The sequence below is a fragment of the Atribacterota bacterium genome, from assembly GCA_028703475.1.
Taxonomy (GTDB): domain Bacteria; phylum Atribacterota; class Phoenicimicrobiia; order Phoenicimicrobiales; family Stramentimicrobiaceae; genus JAQVMU01.
The window spans coordinates 40734-54160 of record JAQVMU010000001.1 but is presented as its reverse complement, the minus strand read 5'-3'; the positions used below and the strand labels follow the sequence as shown (position 1 = coordinate 54160).

The window sequence follows — 13427 nt, the reverse complement described above, 5'->3', positions numbered from 1 at the left end:
TAAATGCTAAAAAATGGGAGGAAATTGATTTGCAATTGAATGAGCTAAAGGGAATTGATTATATAAGAATGGTCCATGAAAAGGAATTATCAGTTGAACAGGTTATATTGGATATATTTAGTCAAATTGATAAGACTGATAAAATATTTAAGGCCTACCTGAGGACAAATCGGGATGAAGCATTACAGGAGGCAAGGGTAATAGATAGAAAAATAAGCAATGGTGAAAAGATTCCTCCTCTTGCAGGGCTTCCGGTGGCTGTAAAAGATATTATTTGTACAGAAGGTATAGAAACTAACTGTGCATCCAGGATTTTACAGGGTTTTATCCCTCCTTTTAATGCCACGGTTATCAGAAAAATAAAAGATGCTGGTGCGATTATATTAGGCAAAACAAATATGGATGAATTTGGTATGGGTTCATCTAATGAAAATTCTGCATATCAGGTAACTACAAACCCCTGGGATATTACCCGTGTTCCCGGAGGGTCCAGTGGTGGTTCGGCAGTAGCCGTAGCAGCAGACGAAGCACTGGTGGCTTTGGGAACAGATACCGGGGGTTCCGTTAGATTGCCTGCTTCATTTTGTGGGGTGGTTGGTCTTAAACCTACTTATGGACGGGTATCCCGTTATGGTGTTATTGCCTATGCCTCCTCTTTAGACCAGGTAGGTGTTTTAACTAAAAGTGTTCAGGATGCTGCTTTAATGATGAATATAATATGTGGCTATGATGAAATGGATTCCACATCAGCTAAAGTACCTGTACCGGATTTTCTTAGTGCATGCCGTGATGATATTTCAGATTTAAGATTTGGTGTCCCCGGAGAGTATTTTAAAGAAGGCTTAAATCCTGAGGTAAAGGATGCTGTACTAAAAGCAATTGATCATATATCAAAATTAGGTGGAAAAGTAGAAGAAATATCCTTACCGAGTATAGAGTACGCACTGCCTGCTTATTACTTGATAGGGATGGCAGAGGCAAGTTCGAATTTAGCTAAATTTGACGGAGTGCAATATGGCTTGAGAATAGATGATAATGATGACCTTGAGGATATGTACAGAAAAACGAGAAGTTCCGGATTTGGACCGGAAGTAATTCGCCGAATAATGCTTGGCACCTATGCTTTAAGTTCAGGTTATTACGATGCCTATTATTTAAAAGCACAAAAGGTCAGAACTGTAATCAAAGAAGATTTTGATAAAGTCTTTAAAAATATTGACATTATACTTTGTCCTGCCTCTCCTGTTCCTGCTTTTAAAATAGGCGAAAAAATAGATGATCCACTGACTATGTATTTAACTGATACTTATACAATGCCGGTGAACCTGGCAGGACTGCCCGGTATGTCCCTGAATTGTGGATTTACTAATGAGGATAATTTACCTATTGGATTACAGATTATCAGCAGGGCATTTGAGGAAGAAAATATATTACGTGTTGGCTATAATCTTGAAAGACATTATAATCAGACACTAAAGATTAAAAGACCAAAACCTCCAGTAGGCTAACCGGTAAACATAGAATTATGTCAGTAAAAATTGTATATTCCATAAAATAAAGGAAATAATAAGAAGAATGTGAATTTAAAGGATTGGAGAATTATAATGCAAGATGATATTGTAATTGGTTTAGAAATCCATGTTCAATTGTTAACGCAAACAAAACTATTTTGCCATTGCAGCACAGATTATATAGACCGGGAACCCAATACTAACACATGTCCGGTTTGTTTAGGATTGCCCGGATGCCTGCCGGTCTTAAATAAAAAAGCAGTGGAATTAGCTGTTAGAACGGCAATTGCTTTAAATTGCCATATAAATACAACAAATATTTTTCATCGAAAAAATTATTTTTACCCGGATTTACCAAAGGCCTATCAGATATCACAATATGATTTACCCTTAGCAGGGGAAGGGTATCTGGAAATTCTGACCGGTAATCAAAATGAAAAGGTCAGAATAAGAATAAATCGAGCCCACATGGAAGAAGATGCCGGTAAATTAGTACATATTGAAGAGAATGGCAGGATAACCGGTTCTTTAGTAGATTATAATCGTTCATGTATTCCATTGCTGGAAATAGTTACTGAACCGGATATACATTCTTCCGATGAAGCTATAATATTTTTACAAAATCTCAGGAGCATTGTTCAGTATCTTGGTGTCTGTGATGGCAATCTGGAAAGAGGGTCTATGAGATGTGATGCAAATATTTCTATAAGGGATTCAAAAACCCATCAATTAGGTACCAAGACTGAAGTTAAAAATATGAATTCATTCCGGGCAATCAAGAAGGCTCTGGATTATGAAATAATTCGACAGAGAAAGATGATTGAAGATGGTGAAAAAATATTACAGGAAACGAGAAGATGGGATGAGGCAAACAATAAAACTATTAGCATGAGAACCAAGGAAGAAGCACATGATTATCGATATTTTCCCGAACCTGATTTATTGCCTCTAACAATTGAAAGTTCCTGGATTAAGGAGATAGAAGATAACTTGCCTGAATTGCCTGCAGATAGAAAAAAAAGATTTGTGAAAGATTTTGGCCTTTCCGAGTATAATGCAGACAGATTGGTGGAGGTAAAATCATTAGGTGATTACTTTGAGGAAGCGGTAGGACATTATAAAAATTATGAAAAGCTGACTAACTGGATTCTAAGTGAGCTGCTGGGATATCTGAGCGAAGACAGTATCGATATTAGTTCAAGCCCGGTTTCAGCTGAAAGATTAACAGAATTATTGGTTTTGATTGACAGAAATATTATCAGTGGAAAGATTGCTAAAACAATTTTTGAAAAAATGTATAAAACAGGACAGCGAGCTGAAGAGTTGGTACAGGAAAGCGGTTTAACCCAAATTAGCGATAAGAGTGAAATTGATACTGTAATAGAAAAAGTTATCAGCCAAAATTACCAGTCAGTACAGGATTACCATTCTGGTAAGGAAAAAGCATTAAATTATTTAGTAGGACAGGTTATGCGATACACAAAAGGAAGGGCACAACCGGATTTGGTGCTTGATTTATTAAAAGAAAAAGTGAATAAATTGTCAAATTAGCTTGTATTAATTATAATAAAAACAATATAATATAAATATAAAAATGAAAGGGGAAAAATAATGGATAAATATAAATGCACAGTTTGCGGTTATATCTACGACCCGGAGAAAGGGGACCCGGAATCAGAAATTGAGCCCGGAACTTCTTTTGATGATTTGCCTGATGATTGGGTATGCCCCCTATGCGGAGCAGGCAAAGACGAATTTGAAAAGGAGGAGTAATATTGGCATTCAGACAACTTGATAGCAATATTTACTGTATTGGTTCCATAGACTGGGATCGAAGACTTTTTGATGAATTAATACCCTTACCTGATGGGACCAGCTATAATTCCTATTTAGTAAAAAACAAAGATGAAGCAATTCTTATTGATACTGTTGATCCTGCAAAGAAGGAAGAGTTCTTTCAAAAATTAAAAGAAATAAAAATCAAGAAAATCAGTTATATTATTGCACACCATGCTGAACAGGACCATTCCGGATGCATAAAAGATGTATTAATAGAGTACCCAGGTTGTCGTGTTATCACAAATAAAAAATGTAAGGGATTATTAATCGATGAATTACACCTGGAAGAAAAAGATTTTTATGAGATTAAGGATGGGGAAATATTTCAATTTGGTGAGATGAAGTTTAAATTTATATTTGCACCATGGGTACATTGGCCGGAAACTTTTTTAACCTACCTGATTAACGAAAAAATATTATTCACCTGTGATTTTTTTGGCTCCCATATGGCTACAAGTGAATTATGGGCCAGGGATGATGCATATTTTTATCGTGCTGCCAAACGCTATTATGCAGAAATTATGATGCCTTTCAGGAAACAGATTAAAGGACACTTGAAAAAATTAGATAATGTTTCCATTAAAATTATTGCTCCATCACATGGTCCGGTTTACAAAGACCCTGATTTCATTCTAAACGCTTATCGTGATTGGGTATCTGAGAAGGTGAAAAATAAGGTGATAATTCCTTATGTTTCTATGCATGGCAGTACAGAGATGATGGTTTCATACCTGGTAGATCAACTTATAAAAAGAGACATCAATGTAACCCCATATAACCTTATTTATACTGATATTGGTGACCTGGCAATGGATTTAGTAGATGCGGCAACAGTCATTATAGCTTCCCCGACAGTGCTAACAGGTCCTCATCCGCAAATTGTATATGCTGCCTACCTCTGTAATGCTTTAAAACCCAAGACAAAATATGCAGGGATTATAGGTTCTTATGGATGGGGCAGTAAAATGGAGGAAAATATTCTTCAATTAATAAGTAATTTAAAAGTTGAATTATTGCCAACAGTAATGGTAAAAAGTTACCCCAGAAAGGAAGATTTAGCAAAACTTGATAAGCTGGCAGAACAAATTGCCGATAATCACAATAAATTGAAATAGTCAGAATGATTAAAAAAGTATAGATTTAAAAATAACATTTTAAATCCTTGATCTAAAATATCATAAAAATGATTTGTTTTGTAGCAAATTGGTTACAATTGTATATAGAGGTGATTAAATATGTTCAGGAATATAGTTATTGTTATTTCCATCCTGATGGTAGCTTTCTTATTAGCCGGTATAAACGCTGCTGCTCAAAGAAATATTACTGATATACTATATGGCGATTTAGCACAAATAGAAACCTTTGGTTATATTTATGTTAAAGTACAGGGAGAACGGGCACCAAGAATCGGATTGAGCAGCGAAGAGCTGACGGATTATGCAAAACTCAGATATAAGAATAATTTTAGCGGTATTGAGTATCAGGAAATAACTGCAGAAGAAACATCTATATTTCAGGAAGAGGAAAAAGCAAAAAGAGCAGGGAGTATCTGGTTTAGAGTATGGATAGCAGGAGAGAACTCACCCATAGCCTACCTTATTGAGTGCAAGGCAGGTAATTACGAAAAGTACGAAATGTGGACTGATGAGGTGCTTGGGATTTGTGATGAAAAGGATATAAAACAGATAGCCAGAAATCATATAAATAGAATGATAGAGGATTTTGCCATTATCTTCTTTAAGGTTAGAGGCGAGATTTAGGAGTTGGGGGATAAAGAGATAAAGATAACAATCCTGATAGATAACAACAGTATTATTGACAGATACTTTCTGGCTGAGCCGGGACTTTCCATATATATAGAAACTGACAATAAGAATATCTTATTTGATACCGGGTATTCAGATGCTTTTTTAATAAATGCTCAAAAAATGAAAATAGATTTATTGAGTCTTGATTATCTTGTTATTTCTCATGGACATATGGACCACACATGGGGTTTACCATATCTGATTAGATTGATAAGCGAAGCTGCAATAGAGGGATTGTCTTATCATAAGCCAACAGTCATTTCACACCCTGATGCTTTTTCATCTAAAAAAATTCCTGAAATCGGAGCTATCGGTTCCATGCTGGATAGAAATTCCCTGGAACGATTTTTTCCGACGAAGACTTCTATAAAACCACTATGGTTAACTCCCAATGTAGTTTTTCTGGGAGAGATTCCCAGGAAATATGAGTTTGAGGCGAAAACTCCGATTGGTAAAACCTGTATAGAAGAAAGGGAAGTTGATGATTTTAATTTTGACGATTCTGCCATAGCTATTAATTCCCCGGAAGGATTAATAATTGTCACCGGTTGCTCACATGCTGGTATTTGCAATATTATAGATTATGCAATATCGGTGTGTAAGGAAGACAGAATATATGACATTATTGGCGGATTTCATCTACTGAATTCACCAAAAGAACAATTAAAAAATACAATTGAATATTTTAAAAGGATTAATCCTAAAAAGTTACATGCCTGTCATTGTGTTGACTTAAAATCAAAGATTGCCTTATCACAGGTTTCTCCATTAGAAGAGATTGGTTCAGGGGTTGTCTTACAATATTAATACTAATAATATTGATAATAATAGGAAATAAAATATATTTTTAGTTCTAAAAAAAACTTCAGAAATACGGGTAGGTATGAGGATGATTAAAAAAATAATAGCTGTTTTTTTTGTTATGTTTATATTTTCCGGAGTGGCACTTTCGATGACACAGGAAGTGATAATAGATTCACAGCCAACCCGAATAAATATTTATCCCAATACCGGAATGATAATCAGAGAAACAGAAGTTGAACTGGGTGAGGGCTTTCACAAAATTGTATTTGATAATATTTTAGAAACATTTGATGAGAGAACAATCAATGCGGAATTAAAAGGAATCAGTGAAGATGCAATCAGTATAAGAAATGTAAGTATTGAAAAAGTTTTATTAGAAGTAGAGCCTTCTATAGAAATCAGGCAGTTAAAGGAAGAGATTGTGCAGCTGGAAAAAGAGATAAGACTGCTAATCAGTAAAAAAGATACTCTAAAAGACAAAAAAGGATTTTTAGATTCAATTATATATTATTTTCAAAACCAGGATATATCTTCTGATTACATTATTCAGATGCCAGCAGTGGAGCAGTTTGAAAGAATCTATGATTTTTTAGATGAAAAATTAAAATCAAACTATGAAGAAGAACTGAATTATGACTTGGAAATAGAATCACTTCAGGAAAAGATTGTTTTCCTGGAAAAACAATTACAGCAAATAATAGATAGACAAATTGATACCAAAGTAATAGTAACTATTGAGTTAGATGTCTATAAAAAAAGCAATCCACATATTTTAATATCATATCTGGTAGATAATGAAATCAGCTGGCGACCCGCTTATGATATCAGGGCAAATATCAATGAAAACAGCATCACTATCTTTACATATGCCTTAATAAATCAGTCTACTGGAACAAACTGGGAGGATGTTTATATTTCTTTATCTACTGCAAGGCCAACTGTATCAGGTATTATGCCTACCGTTGAACCGTGGTTTTTAAAACCATTCCAGTTAGAGCAAAGAGACAGTAAGATGGTACAGACTCCTATAATGGAGGAATATGCCTTAGAAGCAGTTTCAGGAGACAGTATGTATGAAAAAAATATTGTACCCGTAGAGCATAAAGGTACAAGTGTTACTTATAATATTCCTCACAAAATTTCTGTTTTATCAGGTAACAGACAGGAAAAGTTGTTAATCTCTGAAGAAGAATTAACAGGAAATTTTCAGTATAAGGCATATCCAAAGGAAAGCCCTTTTGTTTATTATAATGTATCTTTAAAAAATAACATGGATATTCCCTTACTACCCGGTGAAGCTAACCTATTTTTAGAAGGAGGTTATATAGGTAACAGCTCAATAGATTATATTCCCACGGGAGAAGACTTTGAAGTTTCATTAGGAATTGCGGAAAATGTTCGGATACAGAGAAAGCTAATTAGAAAATACGTAGATGAAACCTTAATTGCCAGTATACCTTCCTCTAAAATTGCCACTAAGTATGAATACAAAATAGTATTAGAAAATTATCAGGATTCGGAATCGCTATGCCAGATTTTTGAAAATATCCCTATTCCGGCGGATGATAGAATTCAGGTAAATATTGAAGATATCAGTCTGGAGCCTGATATAAAGGATTGGAATGATAAAAAAGGAGTATGGATGTGGGAAGTTTTATTACAGCCAAAGGAGAAGATTGAAATCAATATTGGGTACACTGTTATACATCCGAGAGATTTACAGGTAATAGATTTGCCATAAAATAAACATTTTTGATACATAATAAAAGATATGCCTTATTGGATAAATGGAAAAAAACCGGTCTTTCTGATAAAAAGACCGGTTTTTGTATATAGACTGCTAAGCTAATTGTTAATAATGTTACTTATTTTTTCTTTAACGGTATTATACTTTTTGCTGAATTGTATTTCCAGTTGTTTTAAATTTTTCTTCAACTGCTCATCCTGTTCCATGGCTTCTTCCATACTTAATTGTTTTACAACAATCTGACCATCCTGTTGAAATGTCTGAAATCTCCTTTGGGGATCTCTTTCTAACTCTTCTCGAAGTATTTGCATCAATTGCTCTTTGTTTTTTTTGAACTCAGTACGTATTTTGGCCAGTTGCTCAAAAGAGAATTCAATGTCTGAAGTTAAATTGTCATTTTTCAGGTTTTCAATTGCAAGTATTCCGTTTTTTCTTTTTTCAATCTCAAATTCATTGCTTTGAAATGTTAATGATTGAAGAAAGTTATTTTGTGCATTAATTAACATTTTATTGGAAATATCTTTTAGATGACGCCATAAATCATCTGCCTCAATTTCGTCTTTGTAATATTTCGCTAAAATTCTATCAATTTTTTCTTGTTGTCTTATCTCATTCATTTCCTGAGAACTTAATTTTTCAATTTTTTTTGATTTTTCCATGGCTATTTCTAATGCTGATTTGATCTTTGCCACACTTACCTCCTTCTGAACAAATCGAAAAAACGATCCTGATATAATTCAAATAATCCCCAACGATCTAATTCCTTTTTTAAATCCCTGGGTTCCATATCACCATTTTTTACCATCTGGAACATTGACTCAATTTCTTTTTTAGCAATAAGCGGAATACCCTGGTTATCTCTTGATACTACCTGCTGGCCAAATTGATTATAAGATACCAGCCCTCTTTTTCTTAGTTCCGGAAAATGAGATTGTCGCGCACTTTTAGTCATCATGTCAAGAATAAATTTAGAGAGTGAAATATCCCATAAATCTCCTACTCCTTGAATAATAGCAGATAGATTATCTCCTCTTTTTTCGATGCCCCTTGCAATCTTATCTGCAACAGTTTCTAAATTTCCTGAAACAAAGTTCATTGAGTCTACTTCTCTTTTGAAATGGAAACGATATAAAATGCTGGCTAAATCAGGCATTTCATCTGCTAATTCAGAAAAAGCATTTCTGGCTTCATCACTAAAGCCCTCAATTCGAAGAATATACCCTGGTGTTAAGAGCTGCGGACGATGCCAGCTGACTGTTCCCTCTCTGACAACAGTTTCGGTATCTCCTTTGGTAAATTCCTGGTAAACAGGCTCTGTCAAAACATGATAGTGTATTTCTGAGGAACCAAAGGAAGACAAAAGCTGCTTCGGCCATTTTAATATTTTCGAGTTTTCAAATGCATACTGTATTCTCTTGTCCATATTCACTATCCCTTCTTTTTAGGAATACATTTTTATACAAATCATTGTTTTTTTGTATAAAGTTATACTCACTTACAACATTTTAGTTATATATTTAAAAATGTCAAATCTTTCGTGGATATGTTGTAATTTGCTGACAAAATTTGGTAATTAAAGTGATAATATATGATAATATATAAGAGTAAGAGTATAAAAATGATACTTAATTATTTCAGGATAAATTATATTTTGGGGACTTTAACCATTCCGATTCCCGTTTGAAACTTGTTCCCGGATTAACAGTTATCTGAATAATTACCAGGTTTTTTGTACCAGTGATTTTAACTAATCAAGAGAAATATTAAAAGAAATGACAAAAGTAGAGGATTATTATGTCTAAATTATTATTGCGTGTTGATGGTTCATGTATTCCCAATCCGGGAAAAATGGCTATTGGTGTTGTAATCTATAAGGATGGAAATATTGTTAAAAAAGTAAATGAAATTATCGGCAGGGGAACAAACAACATTGCTGAATATCAGGCTGTAATCAGAGGATTGGAAGAGATAAAAAATATACCTGCAGAAAGTGTTGAATTTTATTGTGACAGTCAGTTGGTCGTGAAACAGTTGAATAAGCAATTTAAAGTAAAAAACAAAAGGATGATCCCTCTTTATGAGAGAATACAGGAATTACTAAATGAAATAAAAGTACCGGTATTTTTTATCTGGAATCGTCGGGAAGAAAACAAGATAGCTGATAATTTAGCAAGAAAGCTGTTGATACAGGAGGAACAAAACAACAGGGCTTTAGCCGCAAATGATTTGTCTATTTGCAGAGAGGGAGGAGAGGGGAATATTTTTTTGGTAAAAAACCAAAAGAGTAAAAAAACATATCATGTCAACCTTGATGTTCCAGAATGTGATTGTTATGATTTTCAAAATAACTGTCAAAAATGGAATTTGGAATGCAAACATATAATTGCTGCACGCAGATATGAAAATGATAGACAAAATCTGATTAGCGAGTCATGTAATAAGACAATAAATGTACTTGTTTTAAGCAAGATGGTCAGCAGAGAGAACTGGGTAAAACTATTAAATAAATCTAATAAAATTAATAGTATTCCCCTGAATATTAATTTTAAAGCAAAAAAGAAGACTGAACTAAATAAACTGATAGCAGAGGCGGATGTAATCATTGGTGGAGAGCTAAATGAGGATAACCTTCAAATGGCCAAGAATCTAAAATTATTTCAGATACCATTTGCAGGTGTAGATAAGCAGAACCTGGATGCTTTCCGGAAATTTCCAAAAGTTAATGTGTGTAATGTTCACGGAAACAGCCATGCTGTATCAGAACATGCAATCTGTTTATTATTAGCACTGGCAAAAGATTTAATCAATACTGACAGAGATTTAAGAAAAGGAAAATGGCATGGCTTTATTTCACAGGAAACCACACTCCAGCTTCATGGTAGAAACCTGGGTATTATCGGTTTTGGTGCTATTGGTTTAGAAATTGCGAAAAGGGCATTACCTTTCGGTATGAATATCTATGCCATTAAACGGAAAATTAAAGAGGAAGAGCAATTGGAGAAGATATACGGATTAACATTCTTAGGCAATCATGAATCCCTGGAGTATGTAATCAAAATGTCTGATTTTATTATTGTTGCAGTGCCCCTTACTGAAAAAACCAATAATATGCTGGATGGAGATATGTTAAAATTAATGAAAGATAAGTACCTTATCAATATAGGTAGAGGTAGGGTTGTTGATGAAAAGGCTCTCTATCATAACTTAAAAAATGGACATTTAGCCGGAGCGGCAATAGATACATGGTATCGTTATCCTGACAGAGAACACCCTGAAACATTGCCGGGAAAATATCCTTTTCACGAACTGGGTAATATTATTATGACTCCTCATAATGCCGGGTACAGTGATAAGGCGGTTGAAGAGAATATACAATCTGTTTACAATAATATTACCAGGATTTTTTATGGGGAGGAGCCGGAAAATAAAGTGGATCTCTCAGAAGGATATTAATCGATAATCATATTTTTTTATCTGCACAAAGTTTAGCTTTAGAAGCTTTCGGTAATATTGAATAATTCAAAAGGGTCTTTTGTGTTATCATCCAGTAAGATAAATACACAAAAGACCCTTTTTGTTTATTTTATAAAATTCTAATTACCTGATAAATCATTAATATATTTTATATATTCATTATCAGGAGATAATAAAATAGTGGTGTTTTCATTAAAGCTATTTAAATATGCTTCCAATGACCTGTAGAATTTGTAAAATTCCGGGTCCTGATTAAAACTTTCTGCATATACTCGAATTGCTTCTGCCTCTCCTTCACCTCTTAACTGTTGCGCTTCCTTGTATGCTTCAGCGAGAATAACTGTTTTTTCTCTCTCTGTTTCTGCAATAATCTTTGCAGATTCTTCCTCACCTTCTGCTCGATATTGTTTGGCAATTCTTTCACGTTCAGCTTCCATTCTGGCAAAGATATTTTGCTCATTTTCAGGAGGTAAATCCGCTCTTTTAATTCTTACATCAATAATGTTAATTCCATATTCTATTGATTTTTCATTACTTCGTTCAGTTACTGTCTTCATAATTTCTGTTCTTTTTTGAGAGACAATTTCACTCATATCAAACTTTCCCAAATCTACTCTCAATTCTGAGTAAATAATGTCATCCAGTCTTGCCTGTGCGCCATTAATATCTCTAACAGTTTGCAGGAAAAGCAAAGGATCTTCAATTTTCCATCTGGCATAATTGTCTAAAATTAAAGTTTTCTTATCCCGGGTAATAATCTCTGTCGGCTGGGCATCATAGATAAGCAGTCTTCCTTCAAACAATACTACATTTTGAATAAAAGGTATTTTCATATATAGACCGGCTTGCTGAATTGCTTTTATAGGCTTGCCGAATTGCAGAATTATAGCCTGCTTGGTTTCATCAACAATAAAGAAGGAAAAATTTGCAACTATGATAACTAATACTAAAATAATTATTAATAAACTTTTTCTCATTATTTGGTAGCCTCCTTTCCGAGGATTTCTGGCATAAATGAATCACTCAGAGGTAAAAATTTCAGCAAGTCAGTATCATTATTCGTTTCCATGATGTATTTTTTCATCTTAGGCAGTATTAATTCCATAGTCTCAATATACAGACGATATTTTGTTACATCCTTTCCATTTTGGTATTCAGTCAGAACCTGATTAAATTTAGCAACATCTCCTTCAGCTTTTCTTATTCTCTCAACTTTGTAACCCTCGGCTTCTTTGATAATCTTAGCAGCTTCACCTCTGGCATTTGGAATTATGTCATTCCGATAGCCTTCAGCCTGATTGATGAATTTGCTTTTATCTTCTTTTGCACTGGCCACATCTTTAAAAGCTGACGAAACCTCCTCAGGAGGATTTACATCCTGAAGCTGTACTGCAATAACTACAATCCCTGATTCATAGGAATCAAGCAGTTCTTGAATTAATACCTTTGACTCTTCCTGTATTTCATACTTTCCCTCAGTTAAAGCATCATCAATTTTTCGTTCCCCAATGACCTGTCGTAATGCTGCTTCAGCAGCATTCCTAACCGTTTGTTCCGGTTCAATGATATTGAAGAGATAATCAGCAGCATTTTTTATCCTGTACTGGACTATTGACTCTGCACTGACAATATTCTCATCACCGGTTAGCATTAATGCCTCCTCGGATACTTCTACGTAACCTCCCCGAACAGTTCTAAAGCCAATTTCAATACGCTTTACCTCAGTAACAGAGGGGGTCAGGGCTGATTCAAAAGGGTAGGGAAGATGATAATGCAATCCAGGACTGTCAATTCTTGCAAATTTTCCAAAGCGCTTTATTACACCCTGTTCATTTGGCTGAACAATATAAATACCGCTGGCAAGATAAATAATAAGAATGAGCAGGAATAATATTTTAATTATACCTTTTCCAATTTGTATCTTTGATATCTTTTCTGTTATATTAGCAAATTTATCAGGGTTATTTTCATTTCCAAATTCTGGCATATTTATCTCCTTTCTTTTTTATTTAAGCCCATAGTCTATTTTTAATAATAAACAGGCTTTTTTGAATATAACACCAAATAAACTTTTACTCAAATATATTTACCTGTTTTATTTGCCGAATATTATATAATTATACTCGCAGACACCTCCTATACATATGACTATTTAGACATTAAAGATTTTTTATGTTTGCAATAAGATTACAACAGCTATATAATAAAAAAACATTGAGAATTTTTATCAATCTGATATTAATC

Annotated in this window: 12 protein-coding genes; 8 read left to right on the top strand and 4 right to left on the bottom strand. The window is 34.1% G+C overall.

Annotation, left to right across the window (positions count from 1 at the left end; all coding sequences use genetic code 11):
* The first annotated feature begins 68 nt into the window (after window positions 1-68).
* The 7 genes from gatA (at window position 69) to PHQ99_00205 (ending at window position 7703) form a co-directional block, all read left to right on the top strand.
* Window positions 69-1508, top strand: a complete 1440-nt coding sequence (gatA, locus tag PHQ99_00235; protein ID MDD4288013.1) for an Asp-tRNA(Asn)/Glu-tRNA(Gln) amidotransferase subunit GatA — start codon at window positions 69-71, stop codon at window positions 1506-1508.
* Between the two features lie 96 nt (window positions 1509-1604).
* Window positions 1605-3062: an Asp-tRNA(Asn)/Glu-tRNA(Gln) amidotransferase subunit GatB gene (gene gatB, locus PHQ99_00230; protein ID MDD4288012.1), complete on the top strand. Its 1458-nt coding sequence runs from the start codon at window positions 1605-1607 to the stop codon at window positions 3060-3062.
* A 60-nt stretch (window positions 3063-3122) separates the two neighbouring features.
* Entirely contained in the window at window positions 3123-3284 is a 162-nt protein-coding gene (locus tag PHQ99_00225; protein MDD4288011.1) for a rubredoxin, read from the top strand.
* A gap of 2 nt (window positions 3285-3286) precedes the next feature.
* On the top strand, window positions 3287-4465 hold the full coding sequence (locus PHQ99_00220; GenBank protein ID MDD4288010.1) for an FprA family A-type flavoprotein: 1179 nt from the start codon (window positions 3287-3289) through the stop codon (window positions 4463-4465).
* Between the two features lie 120 nt (window positions 4466-4585).
* Window positions 4586-5110 carry a hypothetical protein gene (locus tag PHQ99_00215; protein ID MDD4288009.1) on the top strand — a complete coding sequence of 175 codons (525 nt, stop codon included), beginning with the start codon at window positions 4586-4588 and terminating at the stop codon, window positions 5108-5110.
* Window positions 5111-5113: 3 nt separating this feature from the next.
* Complete coding sequence (locus PHQ99_00210) at window positions 5114-5965, top strand: MBL fold metallo-hydrolase (GenBank protein MDD4288008.1); 852 nt, start codon at window positions 5114-5116, stop codon at window positions 5963-5965.
* 82 nt (window positions 5966-6047) lie between these two features.
* Window positions 6048-7703, top strand: coding sequence for a mucoidy inhibitor MuiA family protein (locus PHQ99_00205; GenBank protein MDD4288007.1), 1656 nt, complete (start codon window positions 6048-6050; stop codon window positions 7701-7703).
* A gap of 104 nt (window positions 7704-7807) precedes the next feature.
* Here PHQ99_00205 and PHQ99_00200 read toward each other — a convergent pair whose 3' ends face one another.
* Together PHQ99_00200 and PHQ99_00195 are read right to left on the bottom strand one after the other, a co-directional pair.
* Window positions 7808-8401 (bottom strand): hypothetical protein, encoded by a 594-nt coding sequence (locus tag PHQ99_00200; protein MDD4288006.1) that lies wholly within the window; start codon window positions 8399-8401, stop codon window positions 7808-7810.
* Window positions 8402-8403: 2 nt separating this feature from the next.
* Window positions 8404-9132, bottom strand: a complete 729-nt coding sequence (locus tag PHQ99_00195) for a hypothetical protein (protein MDD4288005.1) — start codon at window positions 9130-9132, stop codon at window positions 8404-8406.
* Between the two features lie 371 nt (window positions 9133-9503).
* Between PHQ99_00195 and PHQ99_00190 the strand changes: the two genes are divergently transcribed.
* Complete coding sequence (locus tag PHQ99_00190; protein ID MDD4288004.1) at window positions 9504-11162, top strand: NAD(P)-dependent oxidoreductase; 1659 nt, start codon at window positions 9504-9506, stop codon at window positions 11160-11162.
* A 140-nt stretch (window positions 11163-11302) separates the two neighbouring features.
* Here PHQ99_00190 and hflC read toward each other — a convergent pair whose 3' ends face one another.
* Window positions 11303-12160, bottom strand: coding sequence for a protease modulator HflC (gene hflC, locus PHQ99_00185; protein ID MDD4288003.1), 858 nt, complete (start codon window positions 12158-12160; stop codon window positions 11303-11305).
* Window positions 12160-13170: an FtsH protease activity modulator HflK gene (gene hflK, locus PHQ99_00180; protein MDD4288002.1), complete on the bottom strand. Its 1011-nt coding sequence runs from the start codon at window positions 13168-13170 to the stop codon at window positions 12160-12162. Before hflK ends, hflC begins: the two co-directional genes overlap by 1 nt.
* Window positions 13171-13427 lie beyond the last annotated feature (257 nt).